This is a genomic window from Streptomyces sp. NPDC001153 (genome assembly GCF_053598315.1).
Window position 1 is genome coordinate 19234 of sequence record NZ_JBSFJZ010000004.1, and the last position, 26104, is coordinate 45337.

The following is a 26104-nucleotide window of genomic DNA, read 5'->3' on the forward strand; positions in this document are numbered from 1 at the left end:
CAGCTTCCGCCCAGGTGCACCACAGCGCGCACCCATCGCGGGTCTGCAGGGTGCAGTGGTGACATCTGCCACCGATCCCCTCCCTCGCGCCACGACGACGACCCCCGCTCCCCCGGCACCGGACGCCGTACCGCCGGAGCGCGCACCGCGCTGGTCGCTGCCTGCGCTGCTCGCGATCCTGCTGCTGGCGGCTGTGCTCTACACCTGGAACCTCTCCGGCGCCGGCCTCAACAGCTTCTACAGCGCGGCCATCTACAGCGGCACACAGAACTGGAAGGCGTGGTTCTTCGGCTCACTCGACGCCGGGAACTTCCTCACCGTCGACAAACCGCCGTTCGCCGACATGGTCATGAGCCTGTCGTGCCGGATCCTCGGCTTCGGCACCTGGCAGATGATGCTGCCGGAGGTCGCGGCCGGGCTCGCCACGATCTGGATCCTGCACTCCTCCGTGAAGCGGGCGTTCGGGCACGCGGCGGCGGCCGTGGCCGCGCTTGTCCTCGCGCTGACCCCGATCACGGTCGCCATCGACCGGGACAACAACCCCGACACGATCCTCGTCCTGCTGATGGTCGGGGGCGCGGCCCTCGCCCTGCGCGCGGTGACCAACGGCCGCCTGCTGCCCCTGCTCGGCTCGGCGGTGTGCTTCGGCCTGGCCTTCAACACCAAGATGCTGGCGGGCTACATCGCCCTCCCCGCCGTCTTCGCGGTCTACCTGCTCGCGGCGCGCCCGAAGCTCGCACGGCGGATCGTGAACCTGCTGCTCGCCGGTGTGGTCCTGGCGGTCTCCAGCTTCTGGTGGGCGGTCGCCGTGTCCCTCGTCCCCGCCTCCGAACGGCCGTACATCGGCGGTTCGACGGACGGCACCGCCTGGGACCTGATCATGGGTTACAACGGCCTCGGCCGGATCTTCGGCGGCGAGGGCAACGGCGGCGGGGGCGGGGGCGGCGGGGGCGGCTTCTCCGGCTCCGCGGGCCTCGGCCGGATGTTCAACGACATCCTCGGCGGCCAGATCTCCTGGCTGCTTCCCTTCTCCGCCGTGGCGCTGGCCGCCGGCCTGATCCTGTGCGGCCGCGCCCCGCGCACCGACCTCACCCGGGCCGCGCTGATCCTCTGGGGCGGCTGGACGGTGCTGCACTACGTCACCTTCGCGACCGCCGAGGGCACGATGCACCCGTACTACACGACGGCCCTGGCACCCGGCATCGCGGCGCTGTGCGCAGGCGGTGGCGTGCTGTTGCTGCGCGCGTTCCGTACCGACAAGCGCTGGGCGTGGGTGCTACCGGCGGGTCTGGCGGTGACGGCTGTCTGGGCAGTCGTGTTGCTGCGCCGGGCCTCCGGCGGGAACACCTGGCTGTGGCCGGCCGTCGGTGTGCTCATGGCGGCGGCGATCGTCGGCCTGTTCGTCTTCCGGTCGGGCAACCGGGTACGGCTGCTCGCGGCATCCGTGGCGGCGGCCGTGGTGGCGGCGCTCGCGGGCCCGGCGGCGTACGCCTGGTCGGTGCCGTCCGGTTCGGGTGGCGGCATGAGCGGGGTGAACCCGACGGCCGGGCCCTCGACGGGTGGCGGCTTCGGCGGCCCCGGTGGCGGCCGGGGCTTCGGCGGGGGCCGGGGCGGCTTCCCGGGCGGCGGTGAGCTGCCGGGGCAGAGCGGCGGGACCGTGCCCGACGGACCGGCGAGCGGCGCGCCCGGGGGCGCCTCGGGCGGAGTGCCGGGCGGAGCCTCCGGTGGGCAGATGCCGAGCGGCGGACAGCAGTCCGGTGGCTTCCTCGGCGGCGAACTCCCCGGAGGCCAGGGCGCGTCGGGCGGTACGGCCCCGGGCGGAACCGGCGCCCCGAGCGGCGGCACGGCAGGCACGGGCGGCCGTATGGGAACCGGCATGGGCGGTGGCATGATGCGCGGCGGCATGATGGGCGGGGCGAACAGCGAGGTGATCGCCTACCTGAAGAAGCACCAGGACGGCGCCACCTGGCTGCTCGCGGTCTCCAACTCGCAGAGCGCGGCCCAGATCGAGCTGAGCGCCAGGGTGCCGGTCATCTCCATGTGGGGGTTCACCGGCACCGACAAGGCGATGACCGTCGCCAAGCTCGAGGAACTGGTCAAGAAGGGCGAACTGCACTACATCCAGCTCGGCGGCGGCATGATGGGCGGCGGCCCCGGAGGGAACAACAACAGCGTGTCGTCCCTGGTGACGGCCTGGGTGAAGAAGCACGGGACGCTGGTGAAGGAGAGTGCGTACAGCAAGAGTTCAAGCTCTTCCTCCTCCACCGACCAGTCCACGATCTACCGTCTGGACCCGTCGGACGTGAGCTGAGACGGACGTCGACAGCGCGCCAAGGGCCTCGATGCCGTTGGCGCGCTGTGCTGCTTCGATCAGCCGGCCGGCCGGCTCGGACGGGCAGGGTCGAAGCTCAGCCCGTTCTCGTCGAGGGCGTTGAAGATCGTCACTCGGCCTGTCTCGAAGGCGAAGCGGACGTCGACGTTCCCCTGAGCGACATCCTTGCCCGTCCACTCGAGCAGTTCGGCCCCCTTGAGGGCCAGGCCCCGCAGAGCCTGCAGTTCCGGGAGAGGCTCGGGACGCCACCGCAGGTCGAAGCCGGGCCACCGCACGGGACAGCTGGGGTCGATCGTGTTCCACGTGAGGGAGAGCTCGTCGAGCTTGTGATGATTGATCTCAACCTGCTCGCCCTCGAAGTCGAACAGCACCGGGCAGTCGGGGAACCACTCGTCGTCCTGAAGGTCCCAGACCATCCAGACCCTCGTAAGGGTCCGGCCGACAAGACCACGCAGGCGGTCCCCATGCGCACGCGCTGTGTCACCACGGCCGGACGACCACGTGGCCTGGTAACCCGCGATGCCGAAATCGAACATCACCTCACCTTGCCAGAGCTGCCCGCGCAACGGCCACGCGCTCACTCCTCGGCGAACAACTCCGTGGCATCCGTGGCGTGTACGGCGCGCTGGGCCCAGACCTCCAGTTGATCGAGGTCCGTGCAGGCTTCCACTCGCTCGCGGACGTCGTCGGGCACGGGAAGCTCGCGCCATTCCAGGATACGCAGGATCATCTCCCGGCGATCCTCGATACGGCCCTGTTCCCGGCCTTCCGCGCGTACCTGCTCGGCCAGCGGGTGTCGCCAGAAGTACTGGATCGCCGTCATCAAATCCCTCCACATCTGCTTCGCCTGGGGGTCGGCCAGGCAGGAGTCGACGAACTGCACGAAGACTGCGGCACTGTCGGCATCGATGGTCCGCAGGGCGGCGGCCAGGGATTCCAGTATGGCCGCAGCCTGCGGTCCACGCCCGTGTGTCATGGCCGAGAGCACCGCAAGGGGGACGTCCTTCTCGGCCTGCCGCTCGTCCGCGATCACCGGCACGTTGTCCGGACCGAGGACCAGCGGCCGCACCGTCAGTGACTCCCAGCCCGGGAAGCCGAGCCGGATCGGGCGCGAGGCCCACTGGGCGGTCCTGCTGCTCTGGGTGATGACGATCAGCACCGGCTCACAGCGGTACTTCTCGTACAAGTAGGACAGGTAGTACGGCCAGCTGCCCCGCTTGCGCTCGCCCACCTTCCCCTGCGACTCCACCACCAGCAGATACGTGCCCTCGTCCGTCTCCGCCCGCAACAGCGTGTCCACGCGGCGCTCGACCGGTTCGATCTCCGTCAGGTCGATGTTCAGCGCCGCGATCTCCCTCGGTTCGGGGAACGGCACATGCAGGACCTTCTGTAACGCCTTCGTCAGCAGCGTCGGATCCTTCTGGAAGATCCGGTGCAGCGCCTCATGCGACGAGCCGACCATCAGCTCTCCTTTCCATCGCCGTGATCAACGAGCTACGCCGCCGCACGTTCGCACCACACGTACTTCCCTCGGTCCCCGAACCGAGCCGTCGGCTGCCACCCCCAGTACTCCGCGCACGCCTTCACCAACCCCAGCCCCCGCCCCTCCTCCAACTCCCCCACCTCCTCCAGCGGACACGGCGGGTCCGGCGGCGCGGGGTCGGTGTCCCACGCCCCGATCCACACGGCGCCCTCCGGGGTACGGCGGACCCTGAGCGCGGCCGGCCCCTTCGTGTGGCGTACGGCGTTCGACACCAGCTCCGCCGCCAGCAGCTCCGCCGTGTCCACCAGGCCGATCAGACCGTGCAGGATCAGGATCAGGCGCAGGGTGCGGCGGCATACGGTCACCGCTCTGAGGTCGTTCGGGATGTAGAGGGTGTAGTCCCAGGTGTCGTCGTCGTTTTCGGGCATGCGTCATCGACTCCAGTCGGTGAATGGGGAGTTCACGCGCGGTGGCCTGCCGCACCCGTCATGGCAGGACGGCGCGGTGCGCTTCCGCTGCGTGTGCGGTACGTCACCGAAGGTAGGCCTTAGAATTAAGAGCAAGCAAGCCGATCCCGTAATCTGACCCCGAACGAGTCGCATAGTCAGGCGTGTTGAAACGAGGAGCGGCCGATGGGGACCAAGCGCGAACCCACAGCGCGGCAAATGCGGCTGGCCGTGGAACTGCGCCGGCTCCGGGAGGCAGCAGGCCTCAGCTCCCGCGAGGCGGCCGCGATGCTCGGTGTGAACTCCGTTCAGATCAGTCAGATCGAGGCCGGTACCTCAGGGGTGAGTGAGCAGCGCCTGCGTCGCATGGCTGCCAACTACGCCTGCGCCGATGCAGAGCTGATCGATGCCCTCGTGGCCATCGCGTCCGACCGGACCCAAGGTTGGTGGGAGGAGTACCGGAGCGTCCTTCCCGCCGCCTACCAGGATCTCGCCGAGCTGGACCATCACGCGACGTTCCGCAACGACGTGGCAGTCATCCACGTACCGGGGCTCTTCCAGACGGAGGACTACGCCCGAGCCCTCTTCGCCTACATGAACCCCGAGTTCCCGGACAGCGAAGTGGACCTCCGCGTGGAGCACCGAATGAAGCGGAGGGTCGTCATCGACGGGCCCGAGCCCATCCCGTACGAGACCGTGATCCATGAGGCGGCACTCCGCATCCAGGTCGCCGGACGGGCGGCCTCCCGGACTCAGCTGAGTCGCATTCTCGAAGCGTCCGAGGCCGACCATGTCTCCGTGCGGGTCATTCCCTTCGCCTTGCACGACTTCGCGGGAGCCGGAAGCACCATGGTGTACCTCGGTGGAGCAGTCCCCCGGCTGGACACCGTCGTACGCGACGCTCCACACGGCACGGCCTTCGTCGACTCCGAAGCCCAACTGGAGCACTTTCGAACACTTTTCCGTAAGGTGAAGGAACAGGCACTGCCCCCAGAGCAGTCACGTGACCTCATCCACCAGTTGGCGAAGGAGCTGTGAGGACCAGCATGATCACCCCTGCCTCATGGAAGAAGTCGTCCTTCTCCGGCGGAGGCGAGGGGAACGACTGTGTCGAAGTCGCCGACCTGGACACCCACATAGCCGTCCGCGACTCAAAGGCCCCTGCCCGAGCCACCCTCACCTTCCCGGCCGCCGCCTTCGCCCCGTTCCTCGAAGCCCTGAAGGTGACTCACTCCAGGCAGGCGGGCCTCACTCACCGGTGAGGTACATCTACCTCGACCCGGAAGGCACAGGCGCCGGTTGGGTGTTCGTCATCGTCGCGGCCGAGACCGGCGTCGTCTACAAGGTGCAGGGTGGTGGCCACCGCTGTGCCCAATACGCGCAGGAGGGCTATCTCATCCCCGTGTTCGGGCGGGGCCTGGACCAGGAGCTGAAGGAGATCTTCGTCGGCGCCTGGAAGGGACAGGGTGCCCGCCACGCGGACTGGCCGCCGGCGCTGCTCGACCGGCTGCGCGCGGCCGTCGCCTTCCATGTGTACGGTTCCGCGAACCAGGACGACCTCTTCCCCACCCCGCTCGCCCTCGACGAGTCCCGCCTCGCCGACGTCGACGAGGCGTGGGTGCCGGTCGTCACCCCCGACGGGCCCGGGGTGCTCGTCTGGGAGAACTCCGACTAGCCCCGCTCCGGGCCGAAGCAGTGCCGCTTGCCGTCCCGGACCAGGCAGGCGCGCACCTGGTCCAGGTCGGACGGGGTGGCGGCGACCATCGGGGTCGACAGGGAGTCCTTGGCGTCGTACCGGTCCTTGACCTCGATCCGCCAGGGCGCGTGATGCGGTACGAGGATCTCCGCGCGGTCCCCCACCTTCCCGAGGTCGATCCGCGCCCACACCGCACCGCAGGCCGTACTGTGCCGGATCTTCACCACCGTCGGCCCGGGGAAGCTCTGCCGCCCCAGGGTCACCGGCACGGGGTCGGCTCCGCAGCCGTACATCTCGGGATCCTTGCCCGTGCAGCCGGTGCCGTGGCATCCCTGCACCGGTACGGGTGCGGAGGGAGACGGGGACGGGGATGCGTCCGAGCCGGACTCGCTGAAGGCGCCGGTGGCCGCCAGTGTCAGGACGAGCGCGGCTGCCGTGAGCCCACCGCCCATGACTCCGGCGATCAGGCCGCGCCGGGCCGGACGCGGAACCGAAAGCGGGAGGGACTCGGCGGGGTCAGGCGCGGGCACTGCCGTAGGAGGGAGCCCACCCGCCGCACGCCCGGCAGAGGCCCCGCCCGCCGTACGTCCGCTCGCCGCCCGCCCACTGGCCACCGCGTCGGCCAGCTCCCACAGCGCGAGCGCCCGTCCGGGGTCCTCGCCCGCCAGGTCGCACAGTTCCGCGACGGCCTGCCGGGGCGGGACGGTCCTGCCGTTCAGGTAGCGGTCCCAGGACGACTTGCTGTACGGCGTCTTCGCGGCCAGCGCGGCCAGGCTCAGCCCGGTCCGGGCCCGCAGCCCGCGCAGGGTCTCCGCCAGCCGCTCGCACTCCAAGGGCCGGCCGGCGGACGGGTCACCGGAGGTCATTTCCGCAGCACTCCCCATGTGTCCTCGCCGACGACCCCGTCCACGCGGAGGTGCGCCCGGTCCTGCAAGCGCTCCACCGCGCGCTCGGTGCGGGAGCCGAACGCCCCGTCGGCGATCCCCGGTGAGAAGCCGTGATGGCGCAGCAGGCACTGCACCTCCACGACGGACCACTGCGACGATCCCATGCCGATCAGGTCGGCACGGGTCGTGCTGTACCCCGCGTACAGCAGCCCGTCCTCGGCCCGGTGCACCTTGCACGGGTGGTCCTTGCCGGCCCGGAACACGAACGCCCCCTTCGCCGCGGCCCCGGTCCCTGGGGCCGGCTCCGTGGCATTCGCCGAGGCCGGCCGGCCGGCGGTCCGTCCCCCGCCGCCGTCCCAGGGCGCGGCCACCAGCAGGGCGGTCACCACCGTCACGAGCACGGCCGACACCAGTACGGCAGCACGTATCCGCCGTCCCCGGCCGTCTCCTGGTGTGTCCTGCTTCTCCGCGCTCGGTTCCGCCTGCGTCGCTTGGCCCAAACCGTGCTCTCCGCCTCGCCCCGCCGCCACCGCCACCTCGTGCAGGGCCAGCAGCCGGGCCGGGTCGATGTCGCAGGCGCGGGCGAGTGCCGTGACCGCCTCCTGCGGCGGTAACGAACGGCCGTTGAGGTAGCGGTCCCACGAGGCACGGCTGTAACCCGTCCGGGCGGCCAAGGCCTGCAGCCCCAGACCGCTGTGGTCCTTGATTCTGCGCATCTGTACGGCGAGTTGTCGTACTCGTGGGTCGAGCGAGTCCGGCAACTGCTTCCAACGAGACACGTTCCACCCCATGTCTGTTGCAACTCCCCGGACGAGCATGCCCCACCACGCGCCCGTGGTTCCCCTGAACGGCCTTTCGAGCACAGGGTTCCGGCCACACCACCGGCGTACGCGCGTCCCGCCGGCGACTCAGTACGCAGGGCGTCTTCGCAGGTCGGAGGGTGGGACGTCCCGCGTCGGCGGCACCTGCCGGGCAGGCCTGTACCCGTCCTGGACCCGCCCCGCACAGTCGGTGGTGCACGGCGGGCGGTGCGGTCCACCCCGCACCGCCCCAGGCAGCCGGCGGCCCGTCCCCACGGGGGTGGGGCGGGCCGCCTCAGGGCAACCGACACCAAGGAGCATCCATGCGATTCCGCATCGCGACCGCAGCCGTCCTGACCGCGTGCGCCATGGCCGGCGGCGGCCTGGCCGTCTCCGCACAGGCCGCCTCGGCCGATACGCACACCGCGTCCACCGCCGCCCGGCCGGCGTGTCCGTATCCGTACGTCTGCTTCTACAACGGCGACACGATGACGGGGAAGTTCAAGGACACCGGGCACTGGCAGACGCTCGGTGCGAGCCGCAACGCGAAGGGCGCGGTCAACACCCGGCACGACGACGTGGCCTACGTGAGGTTCTCCAACCACCCGGCCATCTGCATGAAGCCCGGCGAGGGATGGGCCTTCAACGGGGCGCACCCGACGCAGGTCTACATCAGCAGCTCCAGCACCTGCCACTGAGGCCGCCTCGGCCCCGGACGGTCCGCCCCGGCGCAGGTTCCGCACCCGCGCCGGGGCGGCGCCGGGCGCTCACTGTCCGAGATGCGTCGGTGCGAACATCCGCAGCACCGCCGGGAGGACGACCACCGACGGCCCCGGAGCCGACAGCGCCTTCCGCAGGTCCTCCTCCAGGGTCTCCGGGGTCGTACGGACGCCCGGAACCCCGAAGGACTCCGCCAGCGCCACGTAGTCCGGGCGCGTCAGTTCCGTCGCCGTGGCCTGGCCGAAGGCGTCCGTCATGTACTCGCGGAGGATGCCGTAGCCGCCGTCGTCGACGATCAGCCAGGTGACGGGGAGGTCGTACTGCTTGGCCGTGGCCAGCTCGGCGATCGAGTACAGGGCTCCGCCGTCGCCCGACACCGCCAGCACCGGGCGTGCCGGGTCGGCCGCCGCCGCGCCCAGTGCCGCCGGGAAGCCGTAGCCGAGGCCGCCGGCGCCCTGCGCGGAGTGCATGGTGTTCGCGCCCCGGGGGTCGAAGGCCGACCACGCCCAGTACGCCAGGATCGTCATGTCCCAGAAGGACGGGGAGTCGGCGGGCAGGGCGCGCCGGACGGCTCCCAGCACCTCGTGTTCCAGGGTGAGTCCCTGGGACGCGATGCGCTCACCGACTCGGGACAGCAGCCCCCGCACCCGCTCCGGCGCCGAGTCGTCCGTGCGCTCCTCCACCGTCTCCAGCAGCGCCTGCAACGCCAGGCGCGCGTCCGCGTGGATGCCCAGCGCCGGGTGGTTGGACTCCAGCTTGCCGAGGTCGGCCTCGATCTGGACGACCCGGCCGCGCGGCTTGAACGTGTGGTAGTTGGAGGAGAGTTCGCCGAGGCCCGAGCCGACCACCAGGAGTACGTCCGCGTCCTCCAGGAAGTCCGTCGTGTACCGGTCCTCCAGCCAGGACTGCATCGACAGCGGGTGCTCCCACGGGAACGCGCCCTTGCCGCCGAAGGTGGTCACGACCGGCGCCTGCAGCTTCTCGGCCAGCTGAAGCAGCTTGCCCGAGGCGTCCGACCGCACGACCCCACCGCCGGCGATGATCGCCGGACGCTCGGCCCGTGACAGCAAGTCGGCGGCCACCGCCGTCAGTTCGGGGCGGGGGACCAAGTCCTCGGGAGTCGCGTCCGGCGCCGTCACCACCGGCAGAGCGGTCGGAGCCAGCAGCACGTCCTGCGGGATCTCCACCCACACCGGGCCGTGCGGTGCCGTCAGCGCCGACTTCCAGGCCGCCGCGATCGCGGACGGGATCTGGGACTGCGTGCGGACCGTGTGGACCGACTTCACCACGCCCCGGAACGAGGCTGCCTGGTCGGGGAGTTCATGCAGGTAGCCGTGGCGGCCGCCGCCCAGGCCCGCCGTCGGGATCTGGCTGCTGATCGCCAGCACCGGAGCCGAGGCGGCGGCTGCCTCCTGGAGCGCCGCCAGCGACGTCAGCGCGCCCGGGCCGGTCGACAGCAGCAGCGGCGCCGCCTCGCCCGTCACACGGCCGTACGCGTCCGCCGCGAAGCCCGCGTTGTTCTCCACGCGCAGGCCCACATAGCGAAGAGAGGACCGGCGCAGGGCGTCGAACATGCCGAGGGCGTGCTGGCCGGGCAGGCCGAAGACCGTGGTCGCGCCGAGCCCGGCCAGTGTTTCCACGACCAGGTCTCCGCCGTTGCGCCCCGGGGGAGGATTCAGGGCGGCGGTGATCTGCGCCGGCGTCGGGCGGAGTACCAGGTCGTGGTCGTGAGTCACAGCTCTCGTTCCCCTAGGGAGAGTCAGGCGTTGCGGGCCGCCGCGATCTGGCGGCTCATGATGGTGGTCAGTTCGTAGGCCGTGTGCGAGGCCGCGACCGAGGTGATCTCCGCGTGGTCGTACGCCGGGGCGACCTCGACGACGTCCGCCGAGACCAGGTTGCACGAGGCCAGGCCGCGCAGGATCTCCAGCAGCTCCCGCGAGGTCATGCCGCCCGCCTCCGGCGTGCCCGTGCCGGGCGCGTGCGCCGGGTCGAGGCAGTCGATGTCGATGGAGATGTACAGCGGGCGGTCGCCGATGCGCTGGCGCAGCTGGTCGGCCACCTCGTCGGCGCCCCGGCGGTAGATGTCCGCCGAGGTGACGATGCCGAAGCCCATCTTCTCGTCGTCGGTGAGGTCCTGCTTGCCGTACAGGGGGCCGCGGGTGCCGACGTGGGAGAGGGCCGAGGTGTCGAGGATGCCCTCCTCCACCGCGCGGCGGAACGGGGTGCCGTGGGTGTACTCGGCGCCGAAGTAGGTGTCCCAGGTGTCCAGGTGGGCGTCGAAGTGAAGCAGGGCGACGGGGCCGTGCTTCTTCGCCACCGAGCGCAGCAGCGGCAGGGCGATGGTGTGGTCGCCGCCCAGGGTCATCAGGCGGGCGCCCGTGCCGAGCAGCTCGTCCGCCGCGGCCTCGATGGTCTCGACGGCCTCGTTGATGTTGAACGGGTTCACGGCGATGTCGCCGCCGTCCGCCACCTGCGCCAGCGCGAACGGCGACGCGTCCTGCGCGGGGTTGTACGGGCGCAGCAGCCGGGACGCCTCGCGGATGGCGTTGCCGCCGAAGCGGGCGCCCGGCCGGTACGAGACGCCGGAGTCGAACGGCACGCCCACCACGGCGACGTCGGCGGTGCCGACCTCGTCCAGGCGGGGCAGCCGGGCGAAGGTCGCGGGGCCGGCGTACCGCGGGATGCGGGAGGAGTCGACGGGGCCGCGGGGCGTCTCGTTGCTGCTCATGGTCAAATGCCTTCTTTCTTGCGCTTCGTCGCGCATGTACTGCTTTCCCTATGACTCTACTGGTGAGCCGGGACCGGTTCGGACGCGAGTTCGGGGGTGCGGCCGGCGAGGCGCTCGCGCCAGGTGGCGAGAACCGTCTCGTCGGTGGGCTTCGTCGCCAGGGAGACGACGACGTAGGCGGCGAGGGAGGCGAGCAGGCCGTAGTAGACCGGCTCGTTGGCCAGGATGCCGTAGCCCGCCATCAGGCCGATGACCGCGAGGCCGCCGACGGTCACGGAGGCCAGCGCGCCCTGCACCGTTCCACGCTTCCACAGCAGGCCGCCGAGGATCGGCACGAGCAGGCCGCCGACGAGGAGGTTGTAGGCGACCGTCAGCGCCTCGACCACGTTGTTCAGGGCGATCGCCGTACCGATCACCGCCACACCCATGATCAGGATGAAGGCGCGGTTGCCGCCGACCTCGTCGTGATCCTCGCCGTCCCGGCGTACGGCACCCCGCAGCCGCGACCAGATGTCGTTGTTGGCGACCGTGGCGCAGGCGATCAGGGCGCCGGAGGAGGTGGACATGACGGCGGCGAGGGCGGCGGCCAGAACCAGGCCGCGGACGCCGACGGGGAGTTCGTCCTTGACGACGGTGGCGAACGCGTCGTCGGGGCTGCCGAGCTTGGGGTAGAGCACCTTGGCCGCGGTGCCGATCACCGCGCCGGCGAGGGCGTAGGCCAGACAGTAGGTTCCGGCCACCGTGCCGCCCCACTTGGCGGTCCTGTCGCTGCGGGCGGTGAACACGCGCTGCCAGATGTCCTGGCCGATCAGCATGCCGAACGTGTAGATCAGGACGTAGGTGAAGATCGTCTCGCCGCCGATGCCCAGCGGGTCGAAGTACGAGGTCGGCAGCTTGGCCTTCATCTCGCCGAAGCCGCCCGCCTTGACCACGGCGATGGGCAGGAGCAGGAGCAGCACGCCGATGGTCTTCACCACGAACTGGACCATGTCGGTCAGCGTGATGGACCACATGCCGCCGAGAGTGGAGTAGGCGACGACGATCGAGCCGCCGAGGACGATCGCGACGGTCCGGTTCATGTCGAACAGGACGTCGAAGATGGTGGCGTAGGCGATGGTCGAGGTGACGGCCAGCATGAGGGTGTACGCCCACATGACCACGCCGGAGATGACGCCGGCCCGGCCGCCGTAGCGCAGGTCCAGCATCTCGGAGACGGTGTAGACCTTCAGGCGGGAGATGCGGGCGGAGAAGAACACCGACAGGGCGAGCAGGCCGAGGCCGATGGTGAAGACCATCCAGGCACCGGAGAGGCCGTACTGGTAGCCGAGGCCCACGCCGCCGATGGTGGAGGCGCCGCCGAGGACGATCGCCGCCATGGTGCCGGAGTACATGGCAGGTCCCAGGCGGCGGCCCGCCACGAGGAACTCGCTCTTGGACCTGGCGCGGCGCATGCCCCACCAGCCCATGGCCAGCATGCCGGCCAGATAGACGACGATCACTGTGTAGTCGACGGCCATGGGGCCTCCTCCACTCGAAGTCGTACTGGGGATCGCCGGCGGGTGATGTCCATCGACAGTAGGTGGCCGGAAAGCGACTGCGAAGTGTACGTTTCATCCATATGAAGGGGCGCGGATGGAGGGAACGCACACCATGCCGGAAACAACCGCCCCGGTCACCCCGGCGGTCCCACCGACCCCACCGGTACCGCTCTCGGCCCTGCTGGCCCGCGAGGATCTCGCCCTGCGCCAGATCGCGGGCCCGGAAGACCGGGGGACCGTGATCCACTGGGCGCACACCTCGGAGATGGCCGACCCGTACCCGTATCTGCTGGGCGGCGAGCTGCTGCTCACGGCCGGGGTGCACGTCCCTGAGGCGGCGGGTTCGGATGGGGGCGCCCCCGGTCGAGCGAATTCGAGACTGGGGGACTACTTCGACGATTACGTCTCCCGGATCGTCGCGGCGGGCGGCGCGGCCCTCGGCTTCGGCCTGGCCCCGGTGCACGACACGGTCCCGCGCGCCCTGGTGGCGGCCTGCGACCACCACGGCCTGCCCCTCCTGGAGGTCCCGCCCCAGACCACCTTCTCCGGGGTGGCCCGCGCGGTGTGGCAGCTGATGGCCCAGGCCCGCCTGGCGGAACTCCGCCGCGTCACGGAGGCCCAGCAGAGCCTCGCGGCGGCCGCCTCCAGCCCGGATCCGGTGCCTTCGGTGCTGCGCCGGCTGGCCCAGCGCCTGGCCGGGCACGCGGTGCTGTACGGCCCCGACGGCAGCGGGGTCGCGGCGGCGGGCCGGGAGCCGGCGGAGGGGGTGCGGGGGGCGCTCGCGGAGCTGTCGGGCGTGGTGCGGCCCACGGGGCGTACGGCGCCCAGGGCCACCTCCGCCACCGACACCGTCGGCGACATCCACCTGGCCGTCTACGCCCTCGGCGCCGGCGAAGGGTTCGTGCTCGGCGTGGCCACGGCCCGGCGCGACCCCGGCGACCACACCATCGCCTCCGTCGCCGCCGTACTGCTGTCCCTGCTGACCGGTGAGCACCACAGCGGCGCCGGTGCCGCCCGTTCCTCCGCTCTGGTACGGCTGTTGCTGGGCTCCCCGCCCGAGCGGGTGGCCCCGCTGCTCGGCACCGGAAGGTGGCTGATCGTGCACGCCCGGCCGGAGACTCAGCTGCCCGATGCCGTCGCCGCGTCCGCGCTCGGGGCCGCGCTGGGCTCGCCGCTGGTCGACCTCGGGCACGACGTCGTACGGGTACTGGTGCCGGGCGGACGGGTGCCGGAGCCACAGGCCGGCTGGACGCTCGGGGTGAGCGCCGCCGTGGAGGCGTCCGAGTGGCAGGCCGCCGATGCGCAGGCGGGCCGTGCGCTCGCCCGGGCCCGCGCCACCCGCACCCCGCTGATCCGGCACGGTGCCCGGCCGGGGCTGGAGGACCTGGTGCCGCGGGCGGACGCCGAGGCACACGCCCACGCGCTGCTCGCCCCCCTCTCCGGCCGCCCCGAGCTCACCGAGACCCTGCGCAACTGGCTGGCACTGCACGGCAGTTGGGACCGAACGGCGGTGGCGCTGGAGGTGCACCGCAACACCGTGCGGCAGCGCATCGCGCGCTGCGCCGCCCTGTTGGACACCGACCTGGACGACCCGGACGTGCGCATGGAGCTGTGGTTCGCGCTGCGGCACAGCTGAACCGCCGCGGTCATCTTGGCATGCCGCGCTCGGCCAGGCCGCTCTCGTAGGCGATGATGACCAGCTGCGCGCGGTCCCGGGCGTGCAGTTTGGCCAGGAGGCTGCCGACATGGGTCTTCACCGTCGGCATGCTGACGACGAGACGTTCGGAGATCTCCGCGTTGGACAGCCCGTTGGCGATCAGCACCAGGACTTCCTGTTCCCGCTTGGTGAGCCCGACGACCCGCGGGGCCGGGCGAGCCGGCTCGCCGCGGCGGGAGAAGTTCGCGATCAGACGCCGGGTGACACTGGGAGCCAGGACTCCCTCGCCGGTGGCGATGACCCGGATGCCGTTGACCAGGTCGGACGGTGAGGCGTCCTTCAGCATGAAGCCGCTGGCGCCGGCCTGCAGCGCCGGATAGACGTATTCGTCCATGTCGAACATGGTGAGGGCGAGCACCCGGACGCCGGACAGCGTGGGGTCGGAACAGATCTCCCGGGTGGCCGCGATGCCGTCCATGACCGGCATGCGCAGATCCATCAGGACGACGTCCGGGGTGAGCTCACGGGCGAGCCGGACGGTCGCGGCGCCGTCGGCCGCCTCGCCGACGACCTCCATCCCGGGGGTGGAGTCCACCAGGACACGAAAGCTGCCCCGCAACAGCGCCTGATCGTCCGCGATCAGCACGCGCACCGCCTCGGCCATCTCCGTGTTCCCCGTCGTCCGCCCATGAAGGTTATGCGGCAGTTTAGCCGGGTTGTTCGGGTAACTCAGTTCGCGCGTACGCCACTTCAGGCCAAGTCGATCAGCAGATCCCCGATGCCGTCGTCGGCCACCTGGACCGTCGTGCCGTACGGCTCCGACAGCCGTGCCACGTCCGTGAGGATCTCCTTGGCCTCGCGCTCGTCGGCCAGGCGGGGGCGGCCACGGCGGTGGACCGGCAGGCCGAAACCGAGGTCCACCGGGTGGAGACGCGCCCGTACGAGGGTGCGGTCCTCGAAGGTGAGGACCGGCAGGACCGACTGCCAGTACCGCCGGTGCGGGGCGAACAGGCGGCGGCCGTGGCCGCTGAGCAGATCGAAGTACCGGCCGGGCGTGGGCGTGCGGTCGGTGGTGACCTTCGCGTAGTCCTCGGCCGGGACCCGGTCCGCCAGTTCGATCTGGCTGACGATGTTGCCGAGGCTGTAGAAGATCGGCTTGTTCCGGTACAGCTCGACGCCGCGCAGGAAGTGCGGTCCGTGCCCGAATACCGCGTCGGCGCCCTCCTCGATCATCCGGTGGGCGAACGCGCGCAGGAACTCCCCCGGTGTCCCGGGCGTCGGGCCGGGCTCGTGCGCGTGCACACCGACGACGACCAGATCCGCGCGCGGCCGGGCCTCGCCGACCCAGCGGGCGATCTCGTCGAGGTCGCGCGCGTCGCACTCGGTGGTCAGACCCGGCTCCTCGGCGGTGCGGAAGCGAGTGCCGAACAGGTTGAGCCGGTCCGGCGCGAGGAGGGCCGGGTCGACCCCGAGCAGGGTCCGGGCCTCGGCCCGGCGCTCCCGCAGCCCCGTCTCGGCGTCGATCCGGCGCAACGCGGCCATCTGCGCGGCCGTCACCCGGAGCGTCGCCAGGTGGCGCAGCGGGTTCAGGCCCGGCCGGCCGGGCAGCTCGGGAGACGGGTCCGCGGCCTCCTGACCGGGCAGGAACGTGGCGCTGCACGAGAGCAGCGCCAGGCTGCCGCCCGATCGGTCGACGTAGACCGGACGGCGCGCCGCGCTCAGGTCGGGGCCGATGCCGGCGAACGGGATCCGGCGCCGCCTCAACAGGTCGACGGTGCCGAGCAGGCCCGTCGTGCCCAGGTCCATGGCGTGGTTGTTGGCGCAGTTCAGTACGGTGAAGCCGGCTGCGGTGATCTCGTCCAGCACCCCGGAGTCCGCGATGAGGCAGCCGCCGCCGGCCGCGTTGTGCACGGGATGTCCGCGTCCGTCGCCGGGCACCACCTCCAGGTTGGTGAGAGCGAAGTCCGCGGTGTGCAGCAGCTCTTGGAGGCGGCCGGCGGCAGGGTCGGAGGTGATCAGCGCGCCCCGGGTCGCCATGCAGTCCCCGGACAGGGCGACGGTCAACCGGGTCACCGCCGGGCCTCGGTGACCGCGCGGGTGAGGGCGGCGGCCGGATCGGAGCCGGTGACGTCGACGCGCCGGCCCGCCACCACGACGGTCGGGGTCAGCGCCACCTTGTGGGAGGCGGCCACCTCGGACACGTACTTCACCCAGGGCCGGTACGGGGCGTCCCGCACGCAACGCGCGAAGGCGTCACCGGTGACACCGGCGTCCCGTCCCACGGCAATCAGCTGGGCCTCGTCGAGCCCCGGGCCCTGTTCGGCGGGCTGTTTCGCGAAGAGGGCGGTGGTGTACTGCTCGAACCTCCCGGCGTCCGCCGCGCAGGCCGCCGCCGCGGCTGCCCGGGTCGAGTAGCCGGTCGGCCTGCTGCGGTCGTCGAGGAAGGCGACCGGGTGGTAGACGACACTCACCGCGCCGCGCGCCCTCAGGCCGTCCAGGGCGGTGGTCAGGGCGCGCTCGGTGCGCCGGCATTCGGGGCAGAGGTAGTCGAGGTAGAGGTCGACGCGGACCGCGCCGGTGGAGGCGGCCAGGCCCGACCTGTCGGCGGCGACGCCGGCCGGCACCCGGCTCGGCGCCTTGTCGGGAGCGGTGTTGTTCGCCCGGACCAGTCCCGCACCCACCAGCGCGGCACCGGCCACCACCAGCACCGCCACGAGCGAGGCCACGAGAGTGCGTCGCCGCCGGTGCCGACGGTGCACCATCTCCCGCACCTGGGCGTCGGTCGTCTGCGTCATGCCTGTCACTCCTTCGTCTCCGGCGTGTGAAGGACCCACCCGTCCAGGGCGTAGGGGGTGCGCGGCCTGCGGACGAGGAGGAGGGCCACGCCGAGCAGCACCAGGTCGCGCGCGATGTCGAGCGCGTAGCCGCGTTCCGCGCCGCCGCCGAGGCGGCCTGCGCCGCCGAAGCAGCCGCAGTCGATGGACAGTCCGCGCGCCCACACCGAGGCGACGGCCGCGATGTACGCCGTCAGCAGCACGGCCGCGCCCACCGCGGCCGCCCTGGTGGCGAGCCCGAGCGCCAGCAGCATCGCGAGCGCCAGCTCGACGAACGGCAGGATGCCGCCGACCAGTTGGGCGGAGTCGTCGGGCACGATCCGGTAGAGCGCGACCACCCGGCCGGCCCCGGTGAGGTCCCCGATCTTCGCCAGGCCCGCGTAGGCCAGGACCGCCGCCAGCAACAGCCGCGCGACGCCGCCCGGCCACCCGGTGGCGAGCAGCCGGGCCGCCCCGCCCGGGGATCCGGTGGCCGCCGGCCCGCGCACCGCCGTAGTGCCGCCCGTCGTGCGCTCTCCTTCCCGGCTCATGGATTCCCCGCTCATGACGAACGGGAGAACCGGTAGCCGGCCAGGCCCAGCGCGGCCGCGGTGAGTGCGGCCAGCAGTCCGAGTTCGGCGGCCACGGGCGGATGCCAGTGGCCGAGCAGCAACCGGGTCTGCTCCGAGGTGAGGACGTCGGGGCCGGGCAGGGTCCGGCGGACCGCGTCGACGCCGTAGGTGAGCGGGTTGAGTTTGACGACGGTGTCGAGCCAGCCCGGCAGCCCGTTCGGCGGGAACATGGCGCCGGAGAAGAACATCAGCGGCATCAGGCTCAGGTTCACCACGACCTGGAAGGTGTCCACCTGCCGGATCGTGACGGCGGCGAGCAGTCCGAGCGAGGTGAACATCAGCGAGACCAGCAGGAGTTCGAGGGCCACGACCAAGAGCACGGGCGTGTAGTGGATGCTCGCGATGCCGCCGACGGACAGCACCATCAGGCCGTAGACCGCACCCGTGGTGGCGCCGCCGAGGGCCAGGCCGAGCACGATCCCCGCGCGCGGGAAGGGCGCCACCAGCATCTGACGGAGCACACCGAGCCGGCGGTCCCACACCAGCGAGATGCCCACCGCGATCGCCGGGGCCTGTACGGACATGACCAGCGTGCCGGGGAACAGATAGGCCCGGTAGCCGTTCAGCTGCGCCTTGCCGAGGCTGGACGACGCGGCGTCGAGTCCGGTGCCGAGGACCACGAGGAACAGCAGGGGTGTCACGAGCCCCATGGCGAGGCGCACCGGGTTGTGCCGCAGCCGGGTCATCTCCCGCCGCCACAACAACAGGACCGGCCGCGCGAAGTGGCGGGACCGCTGCGGCGCCGGGGCCACGGCGGCGGCACCGGCGAGTACGGCCGGTGCGGTGTCGGTCCGGCTCATCGCAGTCCCTCCCCGAGGTTGCCGAGCGTGCGCGGTCCGGTCGCGCTCTCCCGGATGGCGAGACCGGTGTGGTGCAGGAATACGTCGTCGAGCGTCGGCGGGGCGACGCTCACCTCGTCCACGGCCACGCCGAGTTCCGTGCACAGCCGGGGTACGAGGCGGGCGGCGCCCGCGACGCGCAGCAGCAGCCCGTCCGGAGAGGGCCGCGCCGTCAGGGAGAAGCGGTCGGCCAGGGCCTCGGCGGCACGCCGGTCGTCCGCGGTGCGCAGCACCACGAGGTCGGCTCCGACGACGGACTTCAGGTCGGCGGGCGTGCCCTCGGTGATCACCTTGCCCTGGTCGACGATCGCGATCCGGTCGCAGTGCTCCGCCTCGTCCAGTTGGTGGGTGGTGAAGAAGACCGTGATGCCCTTCTCCTGCCGCAACCGGCCCAGATGCTCCCAGACGGCGGCGCGGGTCTGGGCGTCCAGGCCGGTCGTCGGCTCGTCGAGGAACAGCACCCGGGGCTCCGCCAGCAGCCCGCGGGCGATCTCCAGCCGGCGGCGCAGGCCGGTGGAGAACTGCCGTACCGGCACCCGGCCGCGTTCGCTCAGGTCCATCAGTTCCAGCAGCGAGGCGATCGCGTCGCGTGCCGTGCGGCGCGGCAGCCCGCACAGGTCGGCCTGGAACCGCAGGTTCTCCACGGCGGTGAGGTCCAGGTCCAGGGTCGACTCCTGGAACACGATGCCGATCCGGCGCCGGACCTCGGCGGGCCGTGCGGCGACGTCGTAGCCGGCCACCTCGGCGCGGCCCGCGGTGGGCCGCAGCAGGGTGATCAGCATGTTGATGGTGGTGGTCTTGCCGGCGCCGTTCGGCCCCAGGAAGCCGTACATGCTGCCGGTGGGCACGGTCAGGTCGAGGCCGTTCACGGCCGCCGTGGTGCCGTAGTACGCGTAGAGGCCCTCGGCATGGATCGCGGTCATGAGCCGCTCCGGTCGGGGCAGCGCACCGCCAGGACGGTGCGGAAGACGCTCAGCTCGCCGGGTTCGTCCACCGGCCGTCCGTCCGCCTCCACCCAGGCGTGGGCGCCGAACGGCTCGGTACGGAAACCGGTGCACCAGTCGGGCCATCGGCCACGGGCCCGGCACAGCAGCACGGTGGCCACGGACCGCTGGAGGCAGCCGAGGCCCGCGCAGCGCGTGCTGACGAAGACGACGGACCGCCGGGCTCGCGCGGCCTGCGCGTACCCGGCGGGACGGGCGCCCCGGCTGACGACACGCAGAACGCGATGCAGCCGGGCCGGGGGCAGCCGGACCAGCAGGCGTGCCGCGCCGGCCGCGCAGCGCGGGGCGAGCTGCCGGTGCAGGGGAAGTCGCGGGGCCTGTTCGGCGACGGCCGGTGTGGTCACGGGGCGACCTCCACGAGATTGGCTGCTCGGAGCGCGTCGATGAGGGCCTGGACGTCCTGCCGGGCCCGGTCGTCGCCGACCGGGGCCGTGGCGGTCAGGCTCACGGCGGCCGCGTCGGGTGCCTCGCCGTCGAGCAGCCGGCGCAGCACGCCGGCCCCGGACCGGTTCAGCTGCCAGTAGCGGCCCCGGCGCCCGTCGAGCAGCACGGCCCCCGAGTCGACCTCGGTCAGGGTGACGTCGCGGGCGAGGGTCAGCTTCATCGGAGTTCTCCCTGCGGCTCGGGATGGGTGCGCAGCCAGCTCTCGCACGCCACCGTGGTGTCGATCGGCTGGAGATGACGGGACATCGGCCCGGGATTGAGGACCGCGGACCGGAAGGCCTCCGGGTCGATGAGCCCGAGTCCGGCGAGCTGCGAGTCCTCGCACAGCGAGAGGATCCGGGCCCGGTTGCGGGCCAGCCCGCGGAACGCCTCGGCGCTGAACTCGCCCTTGTCGCGGCGGTCCAGGAGGTCGCCGGGGACGAATCCGCGCAGGGCCGAGGTGAGCAGTGGTTTGAACCGCCCGGGTGCCAGCCGCTGGTCGATGCGGGTGCTGAGCGCGGCCTCCACCACCCGGTCGTCGAGGAACGGCGCGTCCCAGGCGATGCCGGAGCCGGTGAGGGCGGTGTTGACCTGGCGGACGGTGGTTCCCTCGAAGACGAGCGAGGCGAGCGCCTGGTGCCTGGCCCGGTCGCCGTCCAGCGGCCCGGGGCCCTCGGTGGCGGCGGCGACGATCAGATCGCGGACCGCGGCCACGGCGTCCGGGGTCGCCCAGGAAGGCATGCGGGGCGGGAACACCCAGCCGAAGTCGGGTTCGTCGACCGGCGGTGGCGGGGCGCTGATGCGGGCGGCGACCCCGGCGAGGTTCTGCCGGTACGTCGACCGGTCCAGCAGCGCTCGTACGGTCGCCCGCCAGGGCCAGCGGTTGGCCAGCCGGTAGCGGTTGACCAGCCGCAGACCGCCGACCGGGGCGGCACGGGCCAGGGACCAGGCGCAGGCGGGCATCCGGCCGAACAGTTCGTCGCCGCCGAAGCCGGTCAGATGCAGTGACGCGCCCTCCGCCGTGGCCCGCTTGGCCAGGTCCTGGACGTGGGCGAGACCGGAGGCCCAGGTCGAGGGGCCCTCCGGGGCCGCGCCCGCGAGGTCGGCGGTGTAGCCGACGTCGAAGAGGTTCTCGGCGCGTTCGGCGGACAGGGTGTGGTGCCGGGCCGCCGGGAGCCGTTCCGCGGCCCTGTGGGCCCAGAAGGTGTCCGCGTTGGCGCTGTCGAGCGGCGTCACGTGGTAGGTCACCAGGTCGGCGCCGGCCGCCTGGGCGAGGAAGCACAGCGAAGTGGAGTCCAGGCCGCCGGACAGGTCGGCACTGAGGATCCGGCCCGGGGCCACGCGGGCGCCGATGGCGTCGTCCAGCGCCGAGCGGACGGCCGCCGCGCCCTGTGCCAGCGTGCGGGACGCCTCGGGCAGGCTCCACCAGCGAATCTGCCGGGCCCGCCCGTCACGGTCCAGTTCCAGCCAGTGGCCGGTGGTGACCGCTTCGACGCCCCGGCGGACGGGGCGCTGGGCGAGCGGCCAGGGGGCGCCGCCGGGCGCCAGCAGGCGGGCGGCGAGCAGGGTCTCGTCGAGGCTTGCGCCGGTGAGCCGCAGCAGCGGCGCCACACCGCTCGCGGCGACCGTGACGCCGCCGGCCCGGGCCGTGAAGATCTGCCGTACGCCCAGGACCGATCCCTGCACCCGGGTCCTGCCGTCCAGGGACACGGCCAGGTGGAAGACGCCCCGCAGCCGGGACGCGATCCGGTCGCCGTCGTGCAGTGAGCGCAGCCGGCCGAGCGCGGCCGGCGTGGCGTTCTCGTCCGGCCGGGTGTGTCCCAGCAGCACCATCCGCCGCGGGCCCGCCTCGATGGTGGTGACCGTGTCCTCGGGCCAGTCACCGATGATCCAGGGCCGCCCCGACGCGTGATCGATGCGGTGTGCCGCCCGCAACCGTCCGGCCAGCCGGGCGGCGGCCGGGCAGTCCGGAAGAACCACGAATTCCATGTCGCCTCGTTCCCCCGGCGGTGCCGGTGCGCGCGAGCGCACCGGCACCGGATGTGATCACCAGAAGCAGACGACCGCGTAGCCGCAGCCGGCGAAGTCGTTGCAGCTTCCGACGCCGAGGCACTTGGTGAGCTCGTCGAAGTCGCCGACTTCCTGCAGCATGGGGGGCTCGTAGATCGCGGACATGGGTGACCTCCCGTTTCGGATCGGTCAGGCCGACTTTTTCGGCCTGTTTGATCTGCCACGGAAACTACGGGGCCGTGCGTCCCGTCCGCGTGGGGCAGGCGTCCCGGGGCTGTCCCGTCAGTTGTCCCAGCGGTGGTGGCGGACCCAGCCCCAGGCGAGTGCAGCGAGCGTCCAGGCGAGCAGGACGGCGACGCCGAAGGCGGTGTGCGGCGAGTCGACCTTGAGCAGTTCCCGTCCGGCCTGGTCGGGGAAGTAGCGGGCCAGCCTCTTGGTCGCGCCGAGGACGGACAGGATCTGCGTCCCGGCGAGCACCATGGGCAGCAGGACGGCGAGCGGGATCACCGCGTTGCGGGCGATGGCCGCCGTGCCGGCCGCGAACAGGCCCATCAGGGTCAGGTAGACGACGGCGCCGGCCAGGGCGCGGGGCACCCCACTCGCGCCGATCGAGGCACCGTGCGAGCCGAGCGCGGACTGGGTGACCAGGTAGCCGAGCACCGTGACGGGCACGGAGACGGCCACCGCGGTCGCGGTGGTGACGGCGATCTTCGCCAGGTAGAGCCTGCCGCGCCGGGGCACGGCGAGCAGGGAGACCCGCATCATGCCGGAGGTGTACTCGCTCGTCACGACGAGCACCCCGAACACGATCAGAGCCAGCTGGCCGTAGAGGATGCCGTCCAGGCCGGCCTGCTGGGGGGTGAAGTCCGAGCGCAGATTGTGGTTGCCGGAGTCCAGCGCGTTCTTGGCGGACCAGCCGTCCAGAGCGGCGACGAGCACACTGATCACGGCGAACAGCAGCAGCGTCAGCTGGGTGCCGCGGATCCCGCGCAGCTTGGTGGTCTCGGCCCGGACGGCCGCGAGTGTCTCAGACATGGGTGCTGTGTCCTCCCTCGCCGATGACTCCGAGGAAGGTCTCCTCCAGGGAGCCCGCATGGGTGCTCAGTTCGTCGAGCGGGAAGCCGCCCGCCGCCGCGAGCCGGCTGATCTCCGCGGCCTGCAGGCCGACGACGTCCAGGGCGCCGTCCGCCGTACGGGTCAGGGAGGCGCCGTGGCGTCGCAGCTCCCGGCCGAGCCCGTCGGCTCGCGGGGTGCGCACCCGTACGTACGGCCGCCCGTGACGCTGGATGAAGTCCGACATGCCCGTGTCCGCGAGGAGCCGGCCGCGGCTGATGACGATCAGGTGGTCGGCGACCATGGACATCTCCGTCATCAGATGGCTGGAGACGAGTACGGTGCGGCCCTCGTCGGCCATCGAGCGCAGCAGTCCCCGCAGCCACCGAATGCCCTCGGTGTCCAGGCCGTTGACCGGTTCGTCGAGGACCAGCACGGGTGGGTCACCGAGCAGGGCGGCGGCCAGCCCGAGGCGCTGTCCCATGCCGAGGGAGAAGGTGCCGATCCGGCGCCGGGCGGCGTCCTCGAGTCCGACCGCCTCCAGGACCTCCCGGACCCGGCCGCGGCCGATCCGGTTGCTCTGGGCGAGCCACCGCAGATGATCGCGTGCGGTCAGGCTGCGGTGCGGGGCCGAGGTCTCCAGCAGCGCGCCGACGTGCCGGAGCGGATGGGTCAGTTCGCGGTAGGCGTGCCCGTCGATCCGTGCGGAGCCGGCGTCCGGGCGGGTCAGGCCGAGCATCATCCGCATCGTCGTCGACTTCCCCGCGCCGTTGGGACCGAGGAAGCCGGTGACGGATCCGGGCCGCACCGTGAAGGTGAGGCCGTCCACGACGGTGGCCTGCCCATACCGTTTCGTCAGGTTCTGGACGTCAATCACGGGACGAGTCTGGCGGCGGCCGTCACCGGGCACATCGGACCGGGGTCGGGACCGTCGCGGCCGGTTCCGCGAGCCGGACTCATACCTGGGTATGAACCGAGTTCAGGACATATCCGGGGTGCGCTCGCCTCAGTACGGCAGGGTCGCGCGGACCCGGAATCCGGCGCCGGGGCGGGGACCGGCGGTGAGGGTCCCGCCGTGCGCCGCGGCCCGTTCCTTCATGCCGACCAGGCCCATACCGCTGCCGGGCACGGCGGGCCGGTGCCCGTGACCAGGGCCGTCGTCGGTGACCTCGATCGTCAGCGTTCCGTCCACGGCGGCGAGTTGGACCAGGCATCGGGTGGGAGCGGCGTGTTTGACGACGTTGGTCAGCGCCTCCTGGACGATCCGGTACGCGGCCAGCGCGACCCCGCCGGGGGGTTCTTCCGCCTGGTCGGACCGCAGTTCGACGCGTACGCCCGCCGCCTCGGCCGTGCGGACCAGCAAGGGCAGGTCCGCCAGGCCCCGGACCGGCCGCAGGTCCTGCTCGCCGTCGCCCGGCTCCCGGCGCAGCACCTTGAGGGTGGCCCGCATGTCGCGCAACGCCCTGCGGCTGACGTCCTCGATGACCGCAAGGGCCTCGCGGGCTTCCTCGGGGCGGGTGGCGACCACGTGGTTGGCCACGCCGGCCTTGATCGCGATCAGGCCCACGCTGTGCGTGACGACGTCATGCAGGTCCCGGGCTATACGCATGCGCTCCTCGACCTTCGCCTGCTCGGTCGCCTGCTCGATGGCCCGGCGCAGGCTCTCCCGCCGCTCCCGCACGGCCGCTCCCGCCGCCCAGGTGGCACCCAGCGCGAGCATCCCGAACAGCAGTTGCACCGCCCGGGTACCGCCCTCGTAGTGCTGCCCGCCGGTCACCGTGAGCAGGGCCGCGCCGGCCGCGCTCGCCGTACCGATCACGACGGCCGAGCGGCCCGGCCTGCGTGGCCGGGTCGACGCGACCAGGTACAGGGCGTAGGCGGCGGCGAGGAAGACGGCCGGGCCGAGTCCGGCCGCCGACGCCGCGCAGGAGGCGGTGAGGACGAGCGCGAGGACCGGGACGGGCCACAGCCGCCGGACGGCGAGCGGCAGCGCGGTGGCGAGCGAGAGCAGCCAGGCCGTGGTCCCGCCCGGCCCGCTCCCGGTGTCCGGCCGCACCACCGACAGCTGAGGGAGCAGGGCGAAGCCGAGGGCGGCCACCCCGTCGAGGAGGATCAGGTGTCGGCGCGAGGCGTCTCCCATGCCCTGAACGTATGCGTTCGGCCGGCGCAACGTCCAACCATCCGCCCGGGGTTGTGCCGGCGCGGTGCGCCCCGAGTCGGCCACCGGGGGATGCCAACGGCCAGATCGTCACCATGACCGCCGTCGACCGTCACCCTAGGCTTGCCCCATTCACGCAGAATCGTTCCAACGGGGGTAGGGAACCATGCGGTTCAACCTGTTCATCCTCAGTGAGGACCCGGTCGCCCTGGCGGGACTGGAGGCGATCGTCGAGCAGGACGACGGCTTCCGTCTCATCGGCACGGCCGCGGACGAGTCCCGTGGTCTGCGATGTCTCGAGGACAGCGTGCTGCAGCCGGACGTGGTGATCCTCGGCGAGCCGCCGTCGAAGAGAGCCATCTCCAGGGATGTCACGGGGATCGTGTCCCGGTATCGCCTGCAGCGGACCCGGCCGCGCATCGTCGTGGTGTCGCAGAAGGACTACGACGATGTCATCCTCTCCGCCCTGCGCCTCGGCGTGAACGGCTACCTCGCGCGGATCGCGTCGTCCGAGGAACTGCTGCAGTCCCTGCAGATCGTGGCTCGCGGGGGCGCGGCGTTCAGCCCGTCGATAGCGGCCCGGTTCAGCAGCTATTTCGCCGGTGTGCGCGGCGTCCCGGAGCCGGCGGAGCTGACCCATCTGACCAGCAGGGAGACGGAGATCCTGGAACTGCTCGCGGGCGGCATGAGCAATCGGCAGATCGCCCGCACTCTCTTCCTGGCCGAGAAGACCATACGCAACTACGTCTCGCGCATCTTCACCAAACTGGAGGTGCACGACCGGGCAGCGGCGGTGCTGCGCGCCCGCGACGCCGGGCTGGGCGCGCGGCCGGACGCGGTGGCGCCACAGCGCGCCTGACGACCGGGCGCCGCCGAGCCGGTCCG

The 26104-nt window shown here is 72.1% G+C and carries 28 protein-coding genes; 7 read left to right on the forward strand and 21 right to left on the reverse strand.

Annotated elements, in window-relative coordinates; translation table 11 throughout:
• Positions 1–58: 58 nt before the first annotated feature.
• The gene (locus ACWDEN_RS05300; RefSeq protein ID WP_450857354.1) at positions 59–2311 is read left to right on the forward strand and encodes a glycosyltransferase family 39 protein; all 2253 of its coding nucleotides are present in this window, start codon (positions 59–61) and stop codon (positions 2309–2311) included.
• Positions 2312–2370: 59 nt separating this feature from the next.
• Here the strand turns inward: ACWDEN_RS05300 and ACWDEN_RS05305 are convergent, their stop codons facing one another.
• Genes ACWDEN_RS05305 through ACWDEN_RS05315 form a run of 3 tightly spaced genes read right to left on the reverse strand, consistent with a single transcriptional unit; the run spans position 2371 to position 4243 of the window.
• On the reverse strand, positions 2371–2868 hold the full coding sequence (locus ACWDEN_RS05305) for a hypothetical protein (protein ID WP_450857356.1): 498 nt from the start codon (positions 2866–2868) through the stop codon (positions 2371–2373).
• A 41-nt stretch (positions 2869–2909) separates the two neighbouring features.
• Positions 2910–3794 carry a hypothetical protein gene (locus ACWDEN_RS05310; RefSeq protein ID WP_450857358.1) on the reverse strand — a complete coding sequence of 295 codons (885 nt, stop codon included), beginning with the start codon at positions 3792–3794 and terminating at the stop codon, positions 2910–2912.
• 32 nt (positions 3795–3826) lie between these two features.
• Complete coding sequence (locus tag ACWDEN_RS05315) at positions 3827–4243, reverse strand: ATP-binding protein (protein WP_450857360.1); 417 nt, start codon at positions 4241–4243, stop codon at positions 3827–3829.
• A 204-nt stretch (positions 4244–4447) separates the two neighbouring features.
• Here ACWDEN_RS05315 and ACWDEN_RS05320 point away from each other — a divergent pair, with 204 nt between their 5' ends.
• From ACWDEN_RS05320 to ACWDEN_RS05330, 3 genes are read left to right on the forward strand one after another with little or no spacing between them, the layout of a single operon-like run.
• Complete coding sequence (locus tag ACWDEN_RS05320; RefSeq protein WP_450857362.1) at positions 4448–5299, forward strand: helix-turn-helix domain-containing protein; 852 nt, start codon at positions 4448–4450, stop codon at positions 5297–5299.
• A gap of 8 nt (positions 5300–5307) precedes the next feature.
• Complete coding sequence (locus tag ACWDEN_RS05325; protein ID WP_351608835.1) at positions 5308–5523, forward strand: DUF397 domain-containing protein; 216 nt, start codon at positions 5308–5310, stop codon at positions 5521–5523.
• On the forward strand, positions 5520–5936 hold the full coding sequence (locus tag ACWDEN_RS05330; RefSeq protein ID WP_351608838.1) for a DUF6210 family protein: 417 nt from the start codon (positions 5520–5522) through the stop codon (positions 5934–5936). The genes ACWDEN_RS05325 and ACWDEN_RS05330 overlap by 4 nt, the downstream gene beginning before the upstream one ends.
• On the opposite strand, the gene ACWDEN_RS05335 is transcribed toward ACWDEN_RS05330, so the two are convergent.
• Entirely contained in the window at positions 5933–6823 is an 891-nt protein-coding gene (locus tag ACWDEN_RS05335) for a helix-turn-helix domain-containing protein (protein WP_450857365.1), read from the reverse strand. The genes ACWDEN_RS05330 and ACWDEN_RS05335 overlap by 4 nt on opposite strands.
• On the reverse strand, positions 6820–7623 hold the full coding sequence (locus ACWDEN_RS05340) for a peptidoglycan-binding protein (RefSeq protein WP_450857367.1): 804 nt from the start codon (positions 7621–7623) through the stop codon (positions 6820–6822). The genes ACWDEN_RS05335 and ACWDEN_RS05340 overlap by 4 nt, the downstream gene beginning before the upstream one ends.
• 344 nt (positions 7624–7967) lie before the next feature.
• Between ACWDEN_RS05340 and ACWDEN_RS05345 the strand changes: the two genes are divergently transcribed.
• Positions 7968–8342, forward strand: coding sequence for a hypothetical protein (locus tag ACWDEN_RS05345; RefSeq protein WP_450857369.1), 375 nt, complete (start codon positions 7968–7970; stop codon positions 8340–8342).
• Between the two features lie 69 nt (positions 8343–8411).
• Here ACWDEN_RS05345 and ACWDEN_RS05350 read toward each other — a convergent pair whose 3' ends face one another.
• Genes ACWDEN_RS05350 through ACWDEN_RS05360 form a run of 3 tightly spaced genes read right to left on the reverse strand, consistent with a single transcriptional unit; the run spans position 8412 to position 12609 of the window.
• Positions 8412–10100 carry a thiamine pyrophosphate-binding protein gene (locus ACWDEN_RS05350; protein ID WP_351608849.1) on the reverse strand — a complete coding sequence of 563 codons (1689 nt, stop codon included), beginning with the start codon at positions 10098–10100 and terminating at the stop codon, positions 8412–8414.
• 23 nt (positions 10101–10123) lie between these two features.
• The gene (gene speB / locus ACWDEN_RS05355) at positions 10124–11092 is read right to left on the reverse strand and encodes an agmatinase (RefSeq protein WP_055706451.1); all 969 of its coding nucleotides are present in this window, start codon (positions 11090–11092) and stop codon (positions 10124–10126) included.
• A gap of 56 nt (positions 11093–11148) precedes the next feature.
• Positions 11149–12609: a sodium:solute symporter gene (locus tag ACWDEN_RS05360; protein ID WP_450857372.1), complete on the reverse strand. Its 1461-nt coding sequence runs from the start codon at positions 12607–12609 to the stop codon at positions 11149–11151.
• A gap of 115 nt (positions 12610–12724) precedes the next feature.
• Here ACWDEN_RS05360 and ACWDEN_RS05365 point away from each other — a divergent pair, with 115 nt between their 5' ends.
• Positions 12725–14266, forward strand: a complete 1542-nt coding sequence (locus ACWDEN_RS05365) for a helix-turn-helix domain-containing protein (protein ID WP_450857374.1) — start codon at positions 12725–12727, stop codon at positions 14264–14266.
• 10 nt (positions 14267–14276) lie between these two features.
• On the opposite strand, the gene ACWDEN_RS05370 is transcribed toward ACWDEN_RS05365, so the two are convergent.
• From ACWDEN_RS05370 to ACWDEN_RS05430, 13 genes are all read right to left on the reverse strand, one after another.
• Positions 14277–14951, reverse strand: coding sequence for a response regulator transcription factor (locus ACWDEN_RS05370; protein WP_351608857.1), 675 nt, complete (start codon positions 14949–14951; stop codon positions 14277–14279).
• A gap of 86 nt (positions 14952–15037) precedes the next feature.
• Positions 15038–16360 (reverse strand): lasso peptide C-terminal Trp epimerase, encoded by a 1323-nt coding sequence (gene mslH / locus ACWDEN_RS05375; RefSeq protein WP_450857376.1) that lies wholly within the window; start codon positions 16358–16360, stop codon positions 15038–15040.
• Positions 16357–17082 carry a DsbA family protein gene (locus ACWDEN_RS05380; protein ID WP_450857378.1) on the reverse strand — a complete coding sequence of 242 codons (726 nt, stop codon included), beginning with the start codon at positions 17080–17082 and terminating at the stop codon, positions 16357–16359. The genes mslH and ACWDEN_RS05380 overlap by 4 nt, the downstream gene beginning before the upstream one ends.
• A gap of 5 nt (positions 17083–17087) precedes the next feature.
• Entirely contained in the window at positions 17088–17651 is a 564-nt protein-coding gene (locus ACWDEN_RS05385) for a MauE/DoxX family redox-associated membrane protein (RefSeq protein WP_450857380.1), read from the reverse strand.
• An 11-nt stretch (positions 17652–17662) separates the two neighbouring features.
• A complete protein-coding gene (locus ACWDEN_RS05390; RefSeq protein ID WP_450857382.1) occupies positions 17663–18532 on the reverse strand; it encodes an ABC transporter permease in 870 nt (289 codons plus the stop codon).
• Positions 18529–19494 carry an ATP-binding cassette domain-containing protein gene (locus tag ACWDEN_RS05395; RefSeq protein ID WP_450857384.1) on the reverse strand — a complete coding sequence of 322 codons (966 nt, stop codon included), beginning with the start codon at positions 19492–19494 and terminating at the stop codon, positions 18529–18531. Before ACWDEN_RS05395 ends, ACWDEN_RS05390 begins: the two co-directional genes overlap by 4 nt.
• Entirely contained in the window at positions 19491–19919 is a 429-nt protein-coding gene (locus ACWDEN_RS05400) for a lasso peptide biosynthesis B2 protein (protein ID WP_351608862.1), read from the reverse strand. The genes ACWDEN_RS05395 and ACWDEN_RS05400 overlap by 4 nt, the downstream gene beginning before the upstream one ends.
• Positions 19916–20179, reverse strand: coding sequence for a lasso peptide biosynthesis PqqD family chaperone (locus ACWDEN_RS05405; protein WP_351608865.1), 264 nt, complete (start codon positions 20177–20179; stop codon positions 19916–19918). Before ACWDEN_RS05405 ends, ACWDEN_RS05400 begins: the two co-directional genes overlap by 4 nt.
• Positions 20176–21987: a lasso peptide isopeptide bond-forming cyclase gene (locus tag ACWDEN_RS05410; protein ID WP_450857387.1), complete on the reverse strand. Its 1812-nt coding sequence runs from the start codon at positions 21985–21987 to the stop codon at positions 20176–20178. Before ACWDEN_RS05410 ends, ACWDEN_RS05405 begins: the two co-directional genes overlap by 4 nt.
• Before the next feature lie 57 nt (positions 21988–22044).
• On the reverse strand, positions 22045–22173 hold the full coding sequence (locus tag ACWDEN_RS05415; RefSeq protein WP_351608870.1) for an aborycin family tricyclic lasso peptide: 129 nt from the start codon (positions 22171–22173) through the stop codon (positions 22045–22047).
• 117 nt (positions 22174–22290) lie between these two features.
• Positions 22291–23043, reverse strand: coding sequence for an ABC transporter permease (locus ACWDEN_RS05420; RefSeq protein ID WP_450857389.1), 753 nt, complete (start codon positions 23041–23043; stop codon positions 22291–22293).
• A complete protein-coding gene (locus ACWDEN_RS05425; RefSeq protein WP_351608876.1) occupies positions 23036–23938 on the reverse strand; it encodes an ABC transporter ATP-binding protein in 903 nt (300 codons plus the stop codon). The genes ACWDEN_RS05420 and ACWDEN_RS05425 overlap by 8 nt, the downstream gene beginning before the upstream one ends.
• A gap of 129 nt (positions 23939–24067) precedes the next feature.
• Positions 24068–25201, reverse strand: coding sequence for a sensor histidine kinase (locus ACWDEN_RS05430; RefSeq protein ID WP_351608879.1), 1134 nt, complete (start codon positions 25199–25201; stop codon positions 24068–24070).
• Between the two features lie 184 nt (positions 25202–25385).
• Between ACWDEN_RS05430 and ACWDEN_RS05435 the strand changes: the two genes are divergently transcribed.
• Positions 25386–26078, forward strand: coding sequence for a response regulator transcription factor (locus ACWDEN_RS05435; protein WP_351608882.1), 693 nt, complete (start codon positions 25386–25388; stop codon positions 26076–26078).
• The last annotated feature ends 26 nt before the right edge of the window (positions 26079–26104 follow it).